The organism is Blautia sp. JLR.GB0024, from assembly GCF_037000545.1.
GTDB lineage: Bacteria > Bacillota > Clostridia > Lachnospirales > Lachnospiraceae > Blautia > Blautia celeris.
In genome coordinates this window covers 223,896-243,960 of sequence record NZ_JBANBF010000003.1, presented here as the reverse complement: position 1 = coordinate 243,960, position 20,065 = coordinate 223,896, and the positions used below count along the sequence as shown (strand labels likewise).

Genomic DNA, 20,065 nt, shown 5'->3' with positions numbered 1-20,065 from the left:
CAGAGGCATCCTGTTTTTCGTCCGTTTTTGTGAATTTGGAGATGAAAAAACGTCAAAACGGAGGAAAGGATAATCTGGTAAAACAAAGAGAAGGGATTTATAATGGAACTATAGAAGCCGAAACAGGAAACGGAAGGTATAGGGAGGTACAGAATGGAATTAAATATACATATTCTGATGAATGAACTGGAGCATGTGTCCGGGTACCGGGGAGAACAGGATTATCTGGATAGAAAGCTGTCCTTCTACACCTTGTATCAGCCGGGCTGTGTGCTGCGCAGGGACACACTGTATCTGATGGAATCTGCAGACCAGGCACTGGATATTCCGGAGCTGGAATCAGGAACCGCACTGCTGTTTTTAGCGGGGACAGAACCACTGGCGGGAGATTTCCCGTATGGCTGCTCCTGGATCTGTATGGACGGCAGTCTGACAGCGGACGCGCTGCTGTCCCGGCTGGAAGAAATTTTTGAGAAATACAACAGATGGGAGCAGGGGCTTTCCGCTGTCCTCTCCGGGGAGCGGAGCATTGAGGCACTCTGCCGCCTCAGCCTGCCCATTTTCAACAGCCCTGTCATGGTGCACAACAGGGAATATGAGCTTATGGGGTATGCGGAAGCGGGAAATGCCAGTTTTTCCTACAGCCTTTTACAGGAGGGGACCAATTATCTGGACCGGAATATTACGGATGAGCTGTTTTTTCGCTCGGATTACCTAACCACCCTGGAATTTGTAACACCCCAGTATTGGAGCAACGAGGGGGAAAAGTTCATAAGTATATACAGCAACATATTCGACGAGAACGGGGAATACTGGGGAAGGATTGTCATAGACGGGGTGAATATCACTCTGACAGACGGACATCTGGCACTGCTCTCTGTGTTTACCGAGACGGTGCGGGCGCTTGCTGTGCGTCATTCCGGTTCCAGATTCAATGCTCTGGAGGCATTTAAAAATTATGCCCTGGAGTATCTGCGAAGCCCGTCGGAATTTGATGTGGATAAGCTTCTCATGGCAATGCGGCTGGCAGGATGGAAGCGGAGCGGTCCTTTTTTCTGTGTCTGCATGGAACTGACGGAGACCGGGCAGGAGCTGCATTCAGCCGCCTATGAGAGCGTGCTTTTTGACCACCAGCTTCACGGTTACCTCTCCCTGGAATATGAGGACAGGCTGCTGCTTCTGTGCAATCTGGGCCTTGGGCTGGAGGGCAGGGATGAGGAATGCAGGCGCCTGGCCTATATTGTAAGGGATAATCTGTTCAAGTCAGGAATCAGCACAGAGTTCTCTGACTTCTTCCAGTTTCCTGACTACTACCGGCAGGCAGAGGCAGCCCTTTATTCAGGAAAGGAGTGCAGCAGCACCCAGTGGCTGTTCAAATTCGAGGACTATGCCCTGCACTATGTGCTGAACTGCGGTGCCGACACCCTGCCGGTGCGGACGCTGATACCGGCGTCCATCCTGGAACTCATCCGCTATGACAGGACCCACGATACCAGCTATTACAAGACCTTACTGAATTACATAGAATTTGACTCCCACACAGCAAAGGCCATTGATGATCTGTACATACACAGAAATACCTTTAAGTCCCGGATGAAAAAGATCAGGGAGCTTCTGGATATGGATCTGGATTCCCCTCAGGAGAGGCTTTATCTGATGCTCATCTTCCGAATCTTAAAACGGTATCCTGAGCTTGCAGGGGAGCAGGAGGTGATATTATGAAGCTGAATGGATGGATACTGGCGGAAGACTTAAAGGGGGTGGAGGGAAGTTCCCTGAAATCAGACCCTGCGGAGCTTTGTCTGACCGGCGCCCTGATCTGGCAGGAGGGGATATTGCCGAGAGCCTATCACGTATATGTCATGTACGCCGGGGACCTGGAGCGTATACCGAAAAAACATCCTGCCCTTACTTTAGTGAGCATCGGAAAGCCCTCCAAAGAGTGCCTGGAAAGAGAGGGCATGGATATTCTCTGGGTCAGACCCTATCTGACACCTCAAATGATCTTGTCGCTGCTTATGAAACTGTTTGAAAAATACAGGATGTTTGAGGAAGAGCTGGACCGGCTGTGCAGGGACGGAAAACCGTTCTCTGCCCTTGCCCCTGTGCTTCTGTCTGTCTTCTCCAATCCCATTATCCTGGTGGGAGAACATATGGAGATCCTGGCACTGTCCCAGAATGAGGATGCCTGCAGGATTCCCTGTGAGTGCAGGGACGGGGATACCGATTTTCTGCGGCCGTCTTTTGCCCGTTCTTTTTGCCGGGCCTGTAAGGGGGAGGGCGGGGTTTCCGAAACAGAGGAGGGGATTCCCTTCCTGGCAGTGCCGGTCCGTAAGGAGGATAAGTTTTTGTTCGGGATCTTTCTTCTCTCTGTCACAATGCCGCTGACGGAACGGGACAGGATACTGCTCTGTCATACAGGGCAGTATTTAAGGAGCCTGCTCCGTGTGAATTTTATAAACAGTTATCAGGGTATGGAACGGATGCAGAAAACCCTGGCGATACAGGCGGAAAAGGGCAGCAGCTTTCTGCAGATGCCCAGATGCCTGGAGCTTGCCCTCTCCACCCTCGGCTGGGAAATAAAGGGCAGTTATGTGTGCATTGTGCTGAAATCAGCCTTTTTCAGCAAAGTCAGCCAGAGAGAGATACCCGATGATGAGCTGTTTGAGCGAAGCAGTCTCATGGTAAAGACAGGGACTGAGATTTTCTTCCTCTGCAACCTGCTTCCGATATCCGGCGGTGTGGATGAGATCGCAAAACGGCTGGAAAAGATACTGAAAGATTCCCCGCTGATCGCAGGTGTCAGCACGCCTTTCCGCAGTTTTTTAGATTACCCGGATTACTGTACCCAGGCATTGGCTGCCATACGGATCGGAAACAAACTGGATTACACGAAAAAGGCATGTCTATTCAGGGATTTTGCGCTGGATTACATCATCTATGAGGGGTGGAAATCCCTGCCGGTCAATGTCCTTTTATTCGGAGGGCTGAAGGACCTGCTCCTCCATGACCATATCCACCACACCAGCTATTATCAGACCCTGGAGGCTCTCTTTGACAACTTTATGGTCATGAGCCGTACCGCTTCCCATCTGGGAATCCATATCAGTACGCTGAAATACAGGGTAAGACGTATCCACGAAATGCTGGGTCTTGACTTAAACGACAGCTACAATAAAATGTATCTCCAGAGCATTCTGTTCCTGCTGAAACAGGATACCGCGTCCCTTAAGGCATACCTGGAACAGGAGGCTAAGAAGCCCGCGCGGTCGATTCGGGTTGCCAGTTCAGAAAAAATGAAGTAAAATAATACCATTGAGGAGGTATTATCATGAAGAAACGTAATATTCAGAAAATTATAGAACCCATCGTCCGCCGCCCCGGCTGTACGTCATTTGCAGTGATCGGAGACCCGGGATGCGAAGGGCTGGGCACTGTTATGATGAAGACGTACGCAGGCGCGCTGGAGAAGGCAGCGAAGGAGGATATGATTCTCATTGCGGGCGATATGGTTCCCGTAGGGGATGAACGGCACTATAAAAATGTGTGTACCCTCACGGAATCCGTAGCCGAAAAAGATGTATTTGTGCTCCGGGGAAACCACGATACAGGAGACTATGAAGCTTTCTTCGGCCTGCACGATTACGCGGTCCTTGCAGAGACCTTCACCATTGTGGTGGTGGATAATGCCTTCCGGAAATTCTCCGATGCAGGGCTTGCACTTCTGGGACAGGTACTTGCCATGGAGGAATGCAAAAATGTGGTGATCGCGTTCCACATACCTATTCCAAACCATTTTACGGGAAATTCAGTCTCCCAAGAGGAGTTTGAACGCCTGCGGGCAGTGTATTTACCCTATAAAGAGAAGATTAAATATTTTGTGTGCGGCCATGTCCACTCCTGCTTTGAGGACGAAGTGGACAACATCCCCTTTGTCTGTACAGGGGGAGGCGGTGCCATTATTGAGGACGTATCCGAGAATATCAAGGCAGCGGATGTGGAGCATCACATTGTCCGCTTTGCCCGGGAGAACGGCAGGCTCTGCCACAGGTTTGAAAATCTGGGGGATGCCCCTTACCAGAGGGAGCGGGAGGATAAAATCACCAAGAGTCAGCTTGAGGAGACGGTAAAGGGAGAACTGTATGCGTTTCTCAGATATCAGACCTTTGCGGAACGCGCGGATAAGAGAGGATACGGCAGGATCGCCAATCTGTTCCGCGCCCTGGCAGAGTCGGAATACCGGCATGCCAAGAGCTTTTACGCCATTTTAGACAAGCCGAAGGCCTTTCATGAATCCGTGGACACCTATGTGCCGGGAGAGGAATTCGAGTACGAACGGCTGTACCCCATGGTTGCGGACTACGCCCAGGAGCATGATCTCCTGCTGACCAGGCAGGCTTACCGGGATGCCGCTTCCGCGGAGAAAGCCCATGCAAGGCTTCTTCGGGAGGCTGCAGACTGTGACGGATTTGAAAAAACCGTATTTTATGTGTGCCCGGTCTGCGGATGCCTGATGGAGAGCCGCCCGGAGCGCTGTCCGGTCTGCGGGGCGCCGGCCGGGGAATTTTTAGTATATGAAAGTAAAGAAGAGACGGAAGAGGGATGACAGAATTATGACACAGAGCATTGCAAGAACAGGTCTTGTTTTGGAGGGAGGCGGCATGCGCGGTGTGTTTACCGCAGGCGTGCTGGATTATTTTCTGGAACAGGACATACAGTTTGACACCTGTATTGGCGTTTCCGCAGGTTCCTGCCTGGCCTGCAGCTATCTTTCCAAGCAGCACAGAAGGGGATACCGGACCATCACCGGATATCTGGATGACCCCAGATACTGCGGAATAGGCAGTTTTATCAAAACAGGCGATTATTTTGGAGCCGAGATGCTGTATAAAACCATTCCGGAAGAGCTGGACCCCTATGATTATGAGACTTTTGACGCCAACCCTGCCGTGTTTTACGCTGTGGTGACAAACTGTGAGACCGGGCAGGCAGAGTATAAGCAGATCAGGGACCTGCGCCGTGAGATCTGTTATATCCGCGCATCCAGCTCCCTTCCTCTTATGTCCAGAACCCTGTGGATCCGGAAGAAACCCTACCTGGACGGAGGCATCACAGATTCCATTCCCATCCGAAAATCCGAGAGCCTGGGAAATGAGAAAAATGTGGTGATTCTCACCCGCGGCAGGGAATACCGGAAAAAGAAGAACCAGATGATGCCTCTTCTGCGCATCCGCTACGGCAGACAGTTTCCAAAGCTTGTAGAGCGTATGGAAAACAGACATCTGGATTACAACGAGACCCTGGATTATCTGTACCGGGAAGAAAAAGAGGGCAGGGTTTTCCTGATCCAGCCTCCCAGGCCTGTGGAAATCGGGCGTATAGAAAAGGACGGGGAAAAACTGGAGGCACTTTACCGCCAGGGATACGAGACAGCCGCACAGAGAGCAGAGGCGCTGAAAAAATACCTGGAAGGCTAGAGCCTGTTTGACGCTCTTAAGGAAGCTGCCGGACAGGTTTATGTAACAAGAAAAAACAAATATTAACATCCTGAACTATGTTACTGAAACGGAAAGTTTTCTATAATAGAGCCAGGAAGACGAAAAGGGGTCTGCCGGTGCGGGCCCCTTTCGTTTGGGAAGGCGCAGAGCCATTACAGCGGGTATCTGCAGCAAAGTTCTTAATAGGAGATTCAGGAGGGTTTCGTAACATGAAATACGGACATTTTGACAATGAGAAAAGAGAGTATGTGATTGACAGGGTAGATCTGCCTACATCCTGGACCAATTACCTGGGAGTAAAAGACATGTGTGCGGTTTTGAACCATACCGCAGGCGGATATATTTTCTATAAATCACCGGAGTACCACCGCATAACCCGCTTTCGGGCCAACGCAGTTCCCATGGACCGCCCGGGCCATTATGTGTATATCCGGGATGATGAGGACGGAGATTACTGGAGCGTATCCTGGCAGCCGGTGGGAAAACCGCTGGATCAGGCAAAATACACCTGCCGCCACGGTATGTCCTATACGGTCTATGAATGCGATTACAGCGGCATCAAAGCGTCTCAGAAAATGTGCATCCCCAAAGAGGACCCGGTGGAGCTGTGGGATGTGAAGATCAAAAACGACAGCGGACGCACCAGAAGCCTCAGCGTGTATTCCTATCTGGAATTTTCCTTCCATCAGATCGAGATGGACAATAAGAACTTTCAGATGAGTATGTACGCGGCTGCCTCCTCCTGCGAGGACGGCATCATTGAACACGACCTTTTCTATGAAGAGTTTGGATTCCAGTGGTTTACAGCCAGTTTCCGGCCGGACGGATTTGAGTGTCTGCGGGATGAGTTCATCGGCTCTTACCGCACGGAGACCAATCCCATCGGGGTGGAAAAGGGTGTTCTTGGCGGCGGTTTTGAGAAGGGCAACAACCATTGCGGAGCCCTGCAGAAAAAGCTTACACTGGCTCCCGGTGAGGAAGTGCGCCTGGTGTTCATGCTGGGTGAGGGAAACAGAAAAGCCGCTTATCCCTACAGAGAAAAATACAGCAGTTTTGCCAATGTGGACGCAGCCTATGAGGAACTGAAAAACTACTGGGAGAGCAAGTTCGACAAACTGCAGATCCGGACTCCAAATGAAGGCATGAACACGCTTATCAATACCTGGACTCTCTATCAGGCGGAGATCAATGTGATGTTCTCCAGGTTTGCCTCCTTCATCGAAGTGGGCGGACGGACAGGACTGGGCTATCGGGACACTGCCCAGGATGCCATGACGGTACCGCATTCCAATCCGGCAAAATGCCGCCAGAGGATCATAGAGCTTTTAAGGGGCCAGGTGTCGGAGGGATACGGCCTGCATCTGTTCCAGCCGGAATGGTTTGACCCGGATACGGAAGTGAAGCCCTTTAAGTCCCCCACAGTCGTGCCCACACCCAGTAAGGACCAGATGATCCACGGTCTGGAGGACACCTGCTCAGACGATGCCCTGTGGCTGGTCAGCTCCATTGTGGAGTATGTAAAAGAGACAGGGGAATTTGAACTGCTGAAACAGGTGGTGCCTTATGCGGACAAAGGCGAGGGCACAGTCTATGACCATATGAAACGAATTCTGGACTTTTCCGCCAGACAGGTGGGAGCTGACGGCGTGTGCAAGGGTCTGCGCGCGGACTGGAACGACTGCCTGAACTTAGGCGGCGGCGAGAGTGCCATGGTATCCTTCCTGCACTACTGGGCGATACAGAGCTTTCTCGAGATGGCTTCTTATCTGGGCGAGAAAGAGGATGTGGAGAAATACAGGTCAATGGCCGAAAATGTGAAAAAGGTCTGTGACCGGGAACTGTGGGACGGGGAGTGGTATATCCGCGGCATCACGAAAAACGGCCGGAAGATCGGAACACAGAAGGACAAAGAGGGAAGAGTACATCTGGAATCCAATGCCTGGGCAGTGCTCTCCGGTGCGGCGCCCAAAGAAAAGGGAACAAAGGCCATGGATGCTGTTTATGAGAACCTCTTCACTCCTTACGGCATCATGCTCAACGGCCCCTCCTATACGGTGCCGGATGATGATATCGGTTTTGTGACCAGGGTGTACCCGGGCCTGAAAGAAAACGGTTCTGTGTTCAGTCATCCCAACCCATGGGCATGGGCAGCGGAATGTATGCTGGGCAGAGGCAGCCGTGCCATGGAGTTCTACAACGCCCTGTGTCCGTACTATCAGAATGACATGATAGAGGTGCGCCAGGCAGAGCCTTATTCCTACTGCCAGTTCATCATGGGCAGGGACCACACAGCCTACGGCAGGGCACGCCATCCATTCATGACAGGCAGCGGCGGCTGGGCTTACTTTGCAGCCACCAGATATATGCTGGGCATCCGTCCGCTGATGGACGGACTGGAGATCAATCCCTGTATTCCGGGTGACTGGGACGGATTTTCCGCGCACAGGGTATTTCGCGGCGCGTCCTTTGATATCACAGTGGAAAACCCGGACCATGTGGAAAAAGGCGTGAAGGAAATCTGGCTCAACAAGGAAAAAGTGGATAAGATACCGGTCTGCGAAGCAGGCAGTGAAAATACAGTAAAAATTGTTATGGGATAACTTGTGGGTTCGTACAGGAAGGAGAGAACAGCAATGATCAAATTTGGAACAGGCGGTTGGAGAGCAATTATAGGTGACGGCTTCACGAAGGAGAATATCCAGAAGCTGACAAAGGCCCTTGCCATGAAAATGAAGGCAGAGGGCGTGGAGAAGGAGGACATCTGCATCGGATATGACAGGCGTTTCCTGGCAAAAGAGGCAGTTATGTGGTCCTGTGAGGTGCTGGCAGCGGAGGGAATCCGCGCCTGGTTCATCAACAGGTCCTCACCCACACCACTTATCATGTATTATGTGATGGCACACAACCTGCCATACGGCATGATGGTGACAGCCAGCCATAATCCGGCGATCTATAACGGCATCAAGGTCTTCACAAGAGGCGGAAGGGATGCCAATGAAGTGCAGACCGCAGAGATTGAGGAGTATATCGCAAAAGTGGAGGAGGAGATCGCCGCAGGAACTCCCATCGCCGCCATTCCCTATGAGCAGGCAGTGGCTGAGGGGAAAGTGGTGGAATTTAACCCTCTCAATGAATATCTGGACAATATCATTGCCGCTGTGGATGTGGAGGCCATCAAGAACAAAGGACTCCGTGTGGCTCTTGACCCCATGTACGGTGTGAGCCAGACTTCTCTGAAGACCCTGCTCTCCATCACCCGCTGCGAGCTGGAGATCATCCATGAGCGCCATGACACGCTGTTCGGCGGCAAGCTGCCGGCACCCAATGCCCAGACCCTGCGCTCCCTGCAGAACTATGTGCTGGACAGAGGCTGTGACATCGGTGTGGCCACCGACGGGGATGCGGACCGTATCGGCGTCATTGATGATACGGGAAAATTCCTGCACCCCAATGATATCTTAGTGCTGCTGTATTATTATCTGGTAAAATATAAAGGCTGGAGCGGCCCGGTCGTCCGCAACGTGGCAACCACCCACATGCTGGACCGTGTGGCAGAGAGCTTCGGGCAGAAATGCTATGAGGTTCCCGTTGGCTTTAAGTATATCTCTTCCAAGATGGAGGAGACAGATGCCATCATCGGCGGGGAATCTTCAGGCGGCCTGACCGTAAAAGGACACATCAACGGCAAGGACGGCGTATATGCTGCCATGCTGCTGGTGGAAATGATCGCAGTAACAGGAAAGAAGATATCCCAGATCGCCAGGGACATTGAGGAGGAGTACGGAAGTATCTATATGGAGGAGAGGGACTACAAGTTCACGCCTGAAAGAAAAGAGGAGATCCAGAGGACCCTCATGGTGGATAAGGCCCTTCCCAATATTGACGAACCGGTGGAAAAGGTTTCCTACATGGACGGCTGTAAGATCTACTTTAAAAACGGAGGCTGGATCATTGCCAGATTCTCCGGCACAGAGCCTCTTCTGCGCATTTTCTGTGAGATGCCTGAGGCTTACCAGGCTGTCCGCATGTGCGAGATTTTCGAGGAATTCCTGGAACTGAAAAATTGATCGGATAAAGGATGAGGGTATGCTGCAGGATGTTAAAATTTTGCAGCATACCCTCTAATTTTTTCTGCGCAAAAGGATAGTACATGGTATGATAGAGAAAGAGCGGTGCCGGGACGGGAACCGCAGAATGCAGGAGAGGGGAAACGAGATGAAAGAAAAGAAGAAATTTTCCATCCAGTGGAGAGTGATCGCCATTGCTCTTGGCTGCTGGATGATACCATTTGTGCTCATGGTGGGGATGATGGTCCATTATATCCTGTCCAATCAGTTAGGTGACCGGGTGGATAATATGACGGACCAGGTGAACTTTAATATGCAGACAAGCGTGGAGCGGCTGAACCAGGCCATAGAGGACTCCAGAGACGCCTCCTATGAGGGGGAACTGCGCTCCGTATACGAGGCTTTTAAGAACAATCATTATAAAGATTACTGGCTCAGCGGCAGGGTGCGCGGATATCTGAACACCAAGTATACCAAGGATAAAAGCTTTTCCAGCACCGTATTCTGGTATCTGGATGATCCGGAAAAGCTGAACGGCGAGGTGTACAATGCAAGCGCCGGCGGGTCCTATCATCAGATTGACACCTATTGGAAGGAAGACCACGAGACAGTGAAAAAATATGCCGAGACCCTTGATACAAACATCGGTTTTCTGGAGTGTGACGGCAGGGTCTACATGATCCGTAACCTGGTAAACCGTTCCTTTGAGCCTGTGGGTGTACTTGTCATGCGCATGAATATTGCCTACTGCTTTGAGGGCATGCGGCATTTCCTGGAAGACTTTGATATGAGTATCTATTTAAATGAATTGAATCTGGAGTTCAGCCAGGGGAAAGAACAGACGAAGACAGAAGGACTTCACCCCGAGGAGTATCCCCAGGGAAGCACTTGGGACGGGGGCTATCTGTATATCCGGAATCTGGTGAAGGAGAACAGCTACAGCCTGGATACCCTTGTGCGGATACCCAAGATGGTGGTCATGGATTCCATGTACGCGTATCTTCGCATTCTGGGCGTGATGATCGTGCTGCTGGTACCTCTGGTGGTGTTTTTGATCCTTATGGTGCGGCGGCATATCCTGCAGCCCACAGAACAGCTTATGGAGGGGGCGAGGGAGATCCAGGAGGGCAATCTGGGCTATCAGATCACCTTCGAGGCGGGAAGCCGGGAGTTCGTCTACCTGACAGAGTCCTTTAACCAGATGTCAAGCCGGCTGAAATACCAGTTTGACCATATTTACCAGGAGGAGATGGCGCTCAAGGATGCCAGGATCATGGCCCTGCAGTCCCACATCAACCCCCACTTTATGAACAACACGCTGGAGATCATCAACTGGGAGGCACGTCTCTCCGGTAATATGAAGATATCCAAGATGATAGAATCCCTGTCTGTGCTCATGAACGCTGCCATGGACAGGAAACGCCGCCATGTGGTGCCTCTGAAGGAGGAGCTGCAATATGTGGAGGCCTATCTTCATATAATGAAAGAGAGGCTGGGAAGCAAGCTCACTGTGGAGGTGGAGATCGCGGAGGACACCCTGAATGAGAAGGTGCCCAGGCTGATCCTGCAGCCCGTGATCGAGAACGCCATAGAACACGGCGTTATCCGAAGCGGCAGCGGCACAGTGGTACTGAGAAGTTACAAAAAGGGGGACTACCTCTATCTGGAGACCGAGAACAACGGTGTGATGAACGAGCAGGAGAGGGCAAAGGTGGACAGGCTGCTTGCGCCTGACTATGACACCAGCAAGGAATCCTCCGGCAATCTGGGCATAGCAAATGTGAACCAGAGACTGGGTATTTTGTACGGAGAACCCTGCGGACTGTCCATTTTCCAGGAAAAAGATGACCGGATTTGTGCCCGTTTGACCATTTTTGTTGGTCTAAGAGCACAATAAAAAGCAAAAAATCACAGCCTCAGTTATTCGCTTTTTACAATATTTGCGGTATTATAATGTCATCAAGAAAAACAAAGCAAAACAAAGCAAACAGGGAGGTAAGTTAGTTATGAAGAAGAAAGTTGTAGCAGTTTTACTCGTTGGAGCAATGGCAGGAACCATGCTGGCAGGCTGCGGCGGCGACAGTAAAGCAGCAGACGCCGGAGATGATACCAAGAAAGAAGATACCGCGGATACATCGGATGACAGCGATGAAGGCAGTGCGGAAGGCAAAGTTACATTGAATGTGACCACAACTTTTGCAGGAACCGAGAGCAATGTGGATAAATATCAGGAAACCATTGAGAACTGGCAGAAAGAGACAGGAAACAAGATCAATGATTCCTCCGCATCTGCAGATGAAGCCATGAAAGCCCGTGTGATCACAGACTTTGAGACAGGTGCAGAACCGGATGTTATGTTCTACTTCAACGGCAATGATTCCAACCCCTTCGTAGAGGCTGACAAGGTGGTTTCCATTGATGAGATTCGTGAAAAATATCCGGACTATGCATCAAATATGAATGATGACCTGATCCCGGCATCCCCGGTAGACGGTGTAAAATATGCAGTTCCTTTCTACGGATACTGGGAAGGCATGTATGTGAACAAAAAAGTTTGTGAGGACGCAGGTGTTGAGATTCCGGGACCGGATACCACATGGGAACAGTTCATGGAGACCTGCCAGAAGATCAAGGACGCAGGTTATACTCCAATCGCTGCTTCTCTGATCAAAGAGCCGCACTACTGGTTTGAGTATTCTATCTTCAACCATGACACACCGGCAACACACGTGGCAGTACCGGAAAAAGTAGATGACAAAGTGGGCAAAGCCTGGGCAGAAGGCATCGCTGACATCAAAGATGTCTATGAAAAAGGCTTCTTCACAGAAAATACCAATACCTGCGAAGCTGACGAGGCATTCCAGGGATTCTTACAGGACAAAGCAGCATTTTATGTAGACGGTTCCTGGAAGATGGGCGGTATCAGAGACAACGCTGAAAACATTGATAACTTCACCGTTACCTTCGTACCGGGACAGAATGAGAGAAAGACAACAGATATCATCAGCGGTCTGTCATCAGGATGGTACATCTCCAAAAAAGCTTGGGATGATCCGGAAAAACAGAAAGCAGCTGTAGATTTAGTGGAATATTTCATCAACACAGAAACCGTTTCCGATTTTGCAGGAACAGCAACAACATCCTTAAAAGACGGCGCCCAGATTGACGAAAGCAAACTGAACTCTCTGGAAAAAGACGCCCTCACCATGCTGAAATCCGTAACCGCTACATCAGGCGCATGCCAGGATCTGTGCACCGAAGATCAGAGAGCTCCTATCTTCACAAATATGCCGCAGATCGTAGAAGGTCAGATGGAAATCAATGACGCGATCCAGCAGGTTATTGATGCAATGGAAGAATAATCATATCTGTATCCGCAGATAAAGTATTTGTAACGTAAAAACCGTATTTTTTTCAAGGACCGGAGAGGAAAAAATCCTCCGGTCCTTCTTAAAGAAAAGCAAGTGAAGTAACTTTCAAATGGACGCAGGTGTTCGCTTGAAAGTCTGGGAGGCGAAATCTATGAATAACACATCTAATATTTATAAGAATAAGAAGCCGGCCATTTTTTTCCTGCTGCCTGCATTCCTGTTTCTGATACTGTACCTGTACTACCCATTTATCCAGAACATCTTCAACAGTTTCATGAAAATCAAAGGACTGGCAACTCCGGCCAAAGGGTTCAATGACCCGGTTTACAAAAACTACACACGTCTGTTCACAGACCCGAACATGAGAATTGCCCTGAAAAACACACTGATCATGATTATCGTAACCATCGTAGGGCAGGTGGGAATCGCGATTATCATAGCACTTCTGGTAGACAACATCAAAAGAGGAGCAAAATTCTTCCGAATCGTTTACTTCTTCCCGATCGTTATCTCCGCAACCGCATTAGGACTTCTGTTCAACCTGATCTTCCTGTATGACAAAGGTATGATCAACCAGCTTCTGGAATTCCTGGGCATGACGAACCTGACAGACTGGAAGGACGAGGCCCACGCTATCATGACCATGATGATACCGGTCACCTGGCAGTATGTGGGATTCTATTTCATCATACTGCTGACCGGACTTAACAATATATCGGATGAACTGTATGAATCAGCATCCATTGACGGAGCCACAAGGTTCCAGAGAGTACGTTTCATCTCCATCCCGCTTCTCCACAATGTCATCTGCACCTGCTGTGTGCTGGCTGTGACAGGAGCACTGAAGGTCTTCGACCTGCCATGGATGATGTTCCCCAACGGTATGCCCTACGGCAAGACATGGCTCACCGGCACGTATATGTACTACTACGCGTTCGTGGCAAGTGACGCGGACTACAGTTCCACCATTGCCATCGTAATTGTTGTTCTCGGCATCATACTATCCAAGGTTGTAAATGTCATTTTCAAAGAGAAAGATTATTAGAAGGGAGATATAAAAAATGAAAAAGCGTAAATTTTCACCAGGAATGTGCGTCGTATATCTCATCCTGATATTCTGGGCACTTACAACAATTTATCCGATTTTGTGGGTTATCTTAAACTCATTCAAGGACAAAAAGAAAATAATAGCAAATTCCTTTGCACTTCCCATCGGGAATCTGTTCAGTATGGATAACTACAAGACAGCATTTGACAGACTGAATATCTTCACCGCATATAAAAACAGTATCATCGTTTCCTGCTGTGTAGCCCTTGTGGTCATCCTCCTGGCAGGAATGGCCTCCTACGCACTGGTGCGCTATAACCTGAAAACCAAGAAACTGCTGAACACACTGGTTGTGGCAGCTATGATGTTCCCGGTATTCGCAACCATTATCCCGGTATTCCGTATGGAGTTTTCCTGGGGAATCGTTAATACCGATAAGGTTTCCCTCTCGCTCATATCGCTGATACTGCCGCAGATAGCCGGAAACCTGGCCTTTGCCATGGTGGTGCTCACAGGGTACATCCGCAGTCTTCCCATTGAACTGGAAGAGTCGGCGTATCTGGAAGGCTGCAATCCCATGCAGATTTTCTTCAAGATCGTGGTGCCGCTTACGAAACCATCATTTGCAACGGTTGGTATCTTCAGTTTCCTGTGGAGCTACAATGACCTGTTCTCCCAGACCTTCTTCCTTCGTTTCAAAGACCAGTGGGCAATCACACGACTGCTCATGGAGATCTCTTCCAGAGAAGGAACAGACTACGGCCTTATGGCAGCAGTAGTGACACTGATCATCGTACCGCTTCTGGTTGTGTATGTATGTCTGCAGAAGTACATCATCAAGGGTATGACGGCGGGAGCTGTAAAGGGATGATGCCTGAATCATAAAAGCTATAAGGAAAGTATTTGGTGGAAAACCGGCCAAATACTTTCCTTTTTTTCGTTAATGTTTTATAATAATAAAAAGTGAATATATTTTACACAAATTTAAGGTAAATTTGAAAGAAGAACAGAAAATTTGTGATAAACTGTAACTGTGAAGGTGACGAGCAGTTACGATAAACGAAAATAAAAGCCGGGGGTACATATGTATAAAGTAGTGATCGTAGATGACGAACCAATTATTGCAGAGGGTCTTTCCAAAGTGGTGCCGTGGGAGAAATACGGCTGCAGGATCGCAGCCACAGCAGGCAATGGACAGGAAGGCCTGGAAGTCATAAGGAAAGAGCAGCCCAATATTGTAATATCCGACATTTCCATGCCGGGTATGGACGGGCTGAAAATGATTGCGGCTCTCAGGGTAGAATTTCCGGAGATGCAGATTTCCATTCTGACAGGATACCGGGATTTTGACTATGCGCAGCAGGCAATCCGTCTGGGTGTGACGCGGTTTCTGTTAAAGCCCTCCAACATGGACGAGATAGAGGAGGCTGTGCAGGTCATGGCGGAAAACCTGAAAAAGCGCAATATCACCGGCGAGGAGGATGAATCTGAAAATACTGCCGGAAGTTTTATTGTGAAGAATGCCCTGGCTTATATACAGGAAAACTATAATAAAAAGATTTCTTTAAGTGAAGTGGCAGAGAATACTTTTGTGAGCCAGTGGCATCTGAGCAAGCTTTTGAACAAGCATCTGGAGAAGAGCTTTTCGGAGATCCTCAATTCCATCCGGATTGACAAGGCCAAGGAGCTTTTAAAGGACCCGTCCCTGCGCATCGGGGATGTGGCGGAGGAAGTGGGATTTCTGGATATGGCGCATTTCTCCAGGGTCTTTAAGAAGATAGAGGGGATTTCAGCCAACGAGTACAGAAATAAGATATAGTCCGTTTACGGAAGAGGTGAGAAAATGGCAATTACAAGATTTGCAGCAATCGACGTAGGGTCTTATCATGTATCCATGGATATCTATGAAATATCACCCAAGGCGGGAATCCGCCAGATCGATGAGGTCAGAAGCCGTCTGGAGATCGGACGGGATACCTACGGCACCGGAAAGATCGGGTACGATTCCACCCAGGAGCTGTGTGCTGTGCTCCACGATTTTGCCGGCATCATGAAGGAATACCAGGTGGACGCATACCGTGCCTGTGCCACCAGCACGCTGCAGGAGGCAAAGAATGTCTGGATCGTGCTGGACCAGGTATACCAGAAGACAGGCATCAATGTGGAGATCCTCAGCAATTCGGAGCAGAGGTTTTACGGTTATAAATCCCTGGCGGCCAAGGACGCGGCTTTTACGAAGATCATCCAGAAGGGAACCGCCATCATTGAGATCGGTGGCGGTAATGTACAGATCTCCCTGTTTGACAAGGACGCTCTGGTGACTACCCAGAACTTTAAGATGGGCAGCCTGCGTATCCGGGAGCGCCTGATTCCTGTGGAAAAGGAGACCGTATACTATGAGCATCTGGTGGAGGAGCTGATACACAACGATATTCTGAGCTTTAAAAAGCTGCATTTGAAAGAGCGGAAGATTGATAATATCATTCTTCTGGGAGATGTGTTTATTGAAACGCTTCTGAAGAAAAAGAGCAGCATGGAGGAAAACAGGACAGTCAGCCGGGAGGCCTTCATGCAGGCGTATGAGGGCATTGTCCACAAATCGCCGGAGCAGGCGGCTGTGGAGCTGGGAATCTCCCTGGAGTTTGCCACGATTTTGGTGCCCACTCTGATCATCTGCAGGGTATTTATTGATGAGATGGGGGCAGATACCTTATGGCTGCCGGGAACCCAGTTAAATGACGGTGTTTCCTACGACTACGCCCAGAAACAAAAGCTCATCAAGAGCACCCACAATTTTGAAAACGACATACTGGTTTCCGCCAGAAATATAGCAAAGCGGTATATGAGCAACAAGAGCCATACACAGACCGTGGCGGAGGTGGCTACCATCATCTTTGACAGCATGAAAAAAGTGCACGGCATGGGAAGCAGGGAGAAGCTGCTTCTGCAGATCGCGGTCATCCTCCACGACTGCGGAAAATATATCAGCATGAGCAATGCGGCGGAGTGTTCCTACGCGATCATCATGTCCACAGAGATCATCGGCCTGTCCCATATGGAGCGGGAAGTCATCGCCAGCGTAGTGCGGTTTAACTCGGAGCCTTTCAAATATTATGGGGAGGCGGATTCCAAGAGTGCCATTGACCGTGATACTTACATGCTCATCGGCAAACTGACAGCCATATTGCGGGTGGCCAATGCCCTGGACCGCAGCCATAAGCAGAAGGTGGAGGAGATCAAAGCGGCAGTCAGGGAGAAGGAACTGGTACTGACCATTGACACGCAGGAGGATCTGACGCTGGAGGAAGGGCTGCTGACGGAAAAGGCGGATTTCTTTGAAGAGGTGTTCAGCATCCGACCGAGGCTGCGCCGGAAAAAGAGAAGATAGGGGGCATGAGGATGGATTTAAAAGATTATATAAAACCGGAATATTACTGGAACAGGGAACTGAGCTGGATCAAATTTAACGAGAGAGTCCTCTCAGAGGCCAGGGATAAAAGCCTTCCCCTGTTTGAAAGACTGAAATTTTTGAGCATAACGGCATCTAATCTGGACGAATTTTTCATGATCCGTGTGGCATCCCTGAAGGATATGGTGCATGCCAAATACACAAAGCCGGACATTGCCGGCATGACGCCCAAGGAACAGCTAAAAGAGCTGTCTGTTGTGACAAAGGAGCTGGTGGAGACACAGTATAACACCTACAACCGTTCTCTTCTGCCTGCGCTTAACAAAGTAGGGCTTCACGTGGTGGAAAAGCATGAGGATCTGACAAAGGAACAGCAGGAATATGTGGACCGCTATTTTGAGGAAAGCGTATACCCGGTTCTGACACCCATGGCAATGGATTCCGCCAGGCCTTTTCCGCTTATCAGGAATAAGACATTGAATATCGGTGCCCTGATCTCCAAAAAGGACAAAAAGGGCAGGGAGGAGCTGGAATTTGCCACGGTCCAGGTGCCCTCTGTGCTGCCGAGGATCGTGATGCTGCCTGAGGACAAAAAGGGAAACACCGTGGTGATTCTGCTGGAGCAGGTGATCGAGCGGAATATCGGCAAGCTGTTTTTGAGCAATGAGGTGGCCTGCACCTGTCCGTACCGGATCATGCGGAATGCGGATCTGACCATAGATGAGGACGAGGCGGCAGACCTTTTAAAGGAGATCCAGAAGCAGCTGAAAAAGCGCCAGTGGGGCGAGGTGATCCGTCTGGAAGTGGAAGACAAGATGGACGAAAGGCTTCTGAACATTCTGAAAATGGAGTTTGAGATCAAGGAGGAGGATATCTTCCAGATAAACGGCCCCTTAGATCTGACCTTCCTGATGAAAATGTATGGAATGGACGGCTTTGAGGAGTACAGGAACAAGCCATACACACCGGCTCTGGTGCCGGCTATGATGACAGATGAGGATATTTTCACCCAGATCAGAAGGGGAGATATTCTGCTGCACCATCCGTTCATGACATTTCAGCCTGTGGTGGATTTTGTGCGGCAGGCAGCCAAGGACCCGGATGTGCTGGCGATCAAGCAGACCCTGTACCGTGTGAGCGGCAATTCACCCATTATCGCGGCGCTGGCCCAGGCAGCGGAGAACGGCAAGCAGGTCACCGTACTGGTGGAGCTGAAGGCCCGTTTTGACGAGGAGAACAATATTGTCTGGGCAAAGATGCTTGAGAAGGCCGGATGTCATGTGATCTATGGCCTTCTGGGGCTTAAGACCCACAGCAAGATTACTTTGGTGGTGCGCAGGGAGGAGAACGGCATCCGCAGATATGTGCACCTGGGTACGGGCAATTACAACGATTCCACAGCCAAACTGTACACAGACTGCGGAATTCTCACATGTTCTGCCAGGATCGGGGAGGACGCCACAGCGGTGTTCAATATGTTATCAGGCTATTCGGAACCGAGGACGTGGAATAAATTGGTAGTGGCGCCTATCTGGATGCGTGACCGTTTCCTGCATCAGATTGAGATGGAGCGGGAATACGCGCTGAAAGGACGGAAGGCCCGGATCGTGGCGAAAATGAATTCTCTCTGCGACAGGGATATTATTGCGGCTCTGTATGCTGCAAGCGCCGCCGGGGTGAAGATCGATCTGATCGTGCGGGGTATCTGCTGTCTGAAGGTGGGGATTCCGGGAATCAGTGATAATATCACGGTGCGCTCCATTGTGGGAAATTTCCTGGAGCACAGCAGGATTTTCTATTTTTACAGTGACGGCCGTGAGGAGGTCTTCATGGGAAGCGCTGACTGGATGCCGAGAAACCTGGATAAGAGGGTGGAGATTGTATTCCCTGTGGAGGATGAACGGCTGAAAGAGGAAGTGAAGCATATTCTGGAGATACAGCTTGCGGACAATGTCAAAGCCCATGTGCTGCAGCCGGACGGCAGGTATGAGAAGATTGATAAGAGGGGCAAGGTGCTTCTTGATTCCCAGGATTACTTCTGTGAGGAGGCATGGGAGAATGCCAGACTGCCGGAGAGTTCAGTGGATAAGCGCGTGTTCATTCCTGCGGAGGCACCGGAGGATTAAAGAAGAACATAAGGACCGGTATCCGGGGAGGACATGCCTTCGGATGCCGGTCTGTTTTTGGGCGGGGGAAAAGTCTGGCAGAAAGGTGTCCCGGAAGGGAAAGATTTCTGCCGGGCTCTCTTTTGGCATAACAAAAAAGATTCCAGCATAAACACTGAAATCTTTTTAGCAGTTCGTAGGGGAATCGAACCCCTGTTTCCGCCGTGAGAGGGCGGCGTCTTAACCGCTTGACCAACGAACCATGTTGCGCTTTTCAATTGTAGCATACTGTATGAGCAGTTCGTAGGGGAATCGAACCCCTGTTTCCGCCGTGAGAGGGCGGCGTCTTAACCGCTTGACCAACGAACCGTGTTGCGCTTTTCTGTTGTAGCATACTGTATGAGCAGTTCGTAGGGGAATCGAACCCCTGTTTCCGCCGTGAGAGGGCGGCGTCTTAACCGCTTGACCAACGAACCATTCTGCGTTTTGCTTTGTCGTTTCGCATGACGCTTGATTATGATACTACATATTATTCCAAAATGCAAGAGTTTTTTTGAAAAAAGTTAT

The 20,065-nt window shown here is 50.0% G+C and carries 13 protein-coding genes and 3 tRNA genes; 13 read left to right on the top strand and 3 right to left on the bottom strand.

Features of this window, described 5'->3' with window-relative positions; translation table 11 throughout:
* Positions 1 to 153: 153 nt before the first annotated feature.
* The 13 genes from V8Q34_RS09320 to V8Q34_RS09260 all read left to right on the top strand — a co-directional run bounded on the left by V8Q34_RS09320 (position 154) and on the right by V8Q34_RS09260 (position 19,519).
* On the top strand, positions 154 to 1,722 hold the full coding sequence (locus tag V8Q34_RS09320) for a helix-turn-helix domain-containing protein (RefSeq protein ID WP_335835294.1): 1,569 nt from the start codon (positions 154 to 156) through the stop codon (positions 1,720 to 1,722).
* On the top strand, positions 1,719 to 3,305 hold the full coding sequence (locus V8Q34_RS09315) for a PucR family transcriptional regulator (protein WP_227244408.1): 1,587 nt from the start codon (positions 1,719 to 1,721) through the stop codon (positions 3,303 to 3,305). The genes V8Q34_RS09320 and V8Q34_RS09315 overlap by 4 nt, the downstream gene beginning before the upstream one ends.
* A 26-nt stretch (positions 3,306 to 3,331) precedes the next feature.
* Positions 3,332 to 4,606, top strand: coding sequence for a ferritin family protein (locus V8Q34_RS09310; protein WP_335835293.1), 1,275 nt, complete (start codon positions 3,332 to 3,334; stop codon positions 4,604 to 4,606).
* Complete coding sequence (locus V8Q34_RS09305) at positions 4,575 to 5,477, top strand: patatin-like phospholipase family protein (RefSeq protein WP_264475980.1); 903 nt, start codon at positions 4,575 to 4,577, stop codon at positions 5,475 to 5,477. The genes V8Q34_RS09310 and V8Q34_RS09305 overlap by 32 nt, the downstream gene beginning before the upstream one ends.
* A 230-nt stretch (positions 5,478 to 5,707) precedes the next feature.
* Positions 5,708 to 8,098: a GH36-type glycosyl hydrolase domain-containing protein gene (locus V8Q34_RS09300; RefSeq protein ID WP_335835292.1), complete on the top strand. Its 2,391-nt coding sequence runs from the start codon at positions 5,708 to 5,710 to the stop codon at positions 8,096 to 8,098.
* A 33-nt stretch (positions 8,099 to 8,131) separates the two neighbouring features.
* Positions 8,132 to 9,565, top strand: coding sequence for a phosphoglucomutase/phosphomannomutase family protein (locus V8Q34_RS09295; protein ID WP_033141939.1), 1,434 nt, complete (start codon positions 8,132 to 8,134; stop codon positions 9,563 to 9,565).
* A gap of 88 nt (positions 9,566 to 9,653) precedes the next feature.
* On the top strand, positions 9,654 to 11,462 hold the full coding sequence (locus tag V8Q34_RS09290) for a sensor histidine kinase (protein WP_335835291.1): 1,809 nt from the start codon (positions 9,654 to 9,656) through the stop codon (positions 11,460 to 11,462).
* Between the two features lie 109 nt (positions 11,463 to 11,571).
* Positions 11,572 to 12,927, top strand: a complete 1,356-nt coding sequence (locus tag V8Q34_RS09285) for an ABC transporter substrate-binding protein (protein ID WP_033141940.1) — start codon at positions 11,572 to 11,574, stop codon at positions 12,925 to 12,927.
* 160 nt (positions 12,928 to 13,087) lie between these two features.
* On the top strand, positions 13,088 to 13,981 hold the full coding sequence (locus V8Q34_RS09280; RefSeq protein ID WP_033141941.1) for a carbohydrate ABC transporter permease: 894 nt from the start codon (positions 13,088 to 13,090) through the stop codon (positions 13,979 to 13,981).
* A gap of 16 nt (positions 13,982 to 13,997) precedes the next feature.
* Positions 13,998 to 14,855 carry a carbohydrate ABC transporter permease gene (locus tag V8Q34_RS09275; protein ID WP_335835290.1) on the top strand — a complete coding sequence of 286 codons (858 nt, stop codon included), beginning with the start codon at positions 13,998 to 14,000 and terminating at the stop codon, positions 14,853 to 14,855.
* 213 nt (positions 14,856 to 15,068) lie between these two features.
* On the top strand, positions 15,069 to 15,803 hold the full coding sequence (locus V8Q34_RS09270) for a response regulator transcription factor (protein WP_335835289.1): 735 nt from the start codon (positions 15,069 to 15,071) through the stop codon (positions 15,801 to 15,803).
* A 24-nt stretch (positions 15,804 to 15,827) separates the two neighbouring features.
* Positions 15,828 to 17,372 carry a Ppx/GppA phosphatase family protein gene (locus V8Q34_RS09265; RefSeq protein ID WP_335835288.1) on the top strand — a complete coding sequence of 515 codons (1,545 nt, stop codon included), beginning with the start codon at positions 15,828 to 15,830 and terminating at the stop codon, positions 17,370 to 17,372.
* Between the two features lie 11 nt (positions 17,373 to 17,383).
* The gene (locus V8Q34_RS09260; protein WP_335835287.1) at positions 17,384 to 19,519 is read left to right on the top strand and encodes an RNA degradosome polyphosphate kinase; all 2,136 of its coding nucleotides are present in this window, start codon (positions 17,384 to 17,386) and stop codon (positions 19,517 to 19,519) included.
* A gap of 169 nt (positions 19,520 to 19,688) precedes the next feature.
* Here V8Q34_RS09260 and V8Q34_RS09255 read toward each other — a convergent pair.
* From V8Q34_RS09255 to V8Q34_RS09245, 3 genes are all read right to left on the bottom strand, one after another.
* A tRNA-Glu gene (locus tag V8Q34_RS09255) sits at positions 19,689 to 19,760 on the bottom strand.
* 35 nt (positions 19,761 to 19,795) lie between these two features.
* Positions 19,796 to 19,867 (bottom strand) — tRNA-Glu (locus tag V8Q34_RS09250).
* A 35-nt stretch (positions 19,868 to 19,902) separates the two neighbouring features.
* A tRNA-Glu gene (locus V8Q34_RS09245) sits at positions 19,903 to 19,974 on the bottom strand.
* Between the last annotated feature and the right edge of the window lie 91 nt (positions 19,975 to 20,065).

Excerpts from the sequence above, each read along its gene's own strand:
- V8Q34_RS09310 (WP_335835293.1), top strand. The coding sequence starts at position 3,332 with ATGAAGAAACGTAATATTCAGAAAATTATAGAACCCATCGTCCGCCGC.
- V8Q34_RS09295 (WP_033141939.1), top strand. The coding sequence starts at position 8,132 with ATGATCAAATTTGGAACAGGCGGTTGGAGAGCAATTATAGGTGACGGC.
- V8Q34_RS09275 (WP_335835290.1), top strand. The coding sequence starts at position 13,998 with ATGAAAAAGCGTAAATTTTCACCAGGAATGTGCGTCGTATATCTCATC.
- V8Q34_RS09305 (WP_264475980.1), top strand. The coding sequence starts at position 4,575 with ATGAAAGTAAAGAAGAGACGGAAGAGGGATGACAGAATTATGACACAG.
- V8Q34_RS09260 (WP_335835287.1), top strand. The coding sequence starts at position 17,384 with ATGGATTTAAAAGATTATATAAAACCGGAATATTACTGGAACAGGGAA.
- V8Q34_RS09270 (WP_335835289.1), top strand. The coding sequence starts at position 15,069 with ATGTATAAAGTAGTGATCGTAGATGACGAACCAATTATTGCAGAGGGT.
- V8Q34_RS09315 (WP_227244408.1), top strand. The coding sequence starts at position 1,719 with ATGAAGCTGAATGGATGGATACTGGCGGAAGACTTAAAGGGGGTGGAG.
- V8Q34_RS09300 (WP_335835292.1), top strand. The coding sequence starts at position 5,708 with ATGAAATACGGACATTTTGACAATGAGAAAAGAGAGTATGTGATTGAC.
- V8Q34_RS09290 (WP_335835291.1), top strand. The coding sequence starts at position 9,654 with ATGATAGAGAAAGAGCGGTGCCGGGACGGGAACCGCAGAATGCAGGAG.
- V8Q34_RS09265 (WP_335835288.1), top strand. The coding sequence starts at position 15,828 with ATGGCAATTACAAGATTTGCAGCAATCGACGTAGGGTCTTATCATGTA.
- V8Q34_RS09280 (WP_033141941.1), top strand. The coding sequence starts at position 13,088 with ATGAATAACACATCTAATATTTATAAGAATAAGAAGCCGGCCATTTTT.
- V8Q34_RS09320 (WP_335835294.1), top strand. The coding sequence starts at position 154 with ATGGAATTAAATATACATATTCTGATGAATGAACTGGAGCATGTGTCC.
- V8Q34_RS09285 (WP_033141940.1), top strand. The coding sequence starts at position 11,572 with ATGAAGAAGAAAGTTGTAGCAGTTTTACTCGTTGGAGCAATGGCAGGA.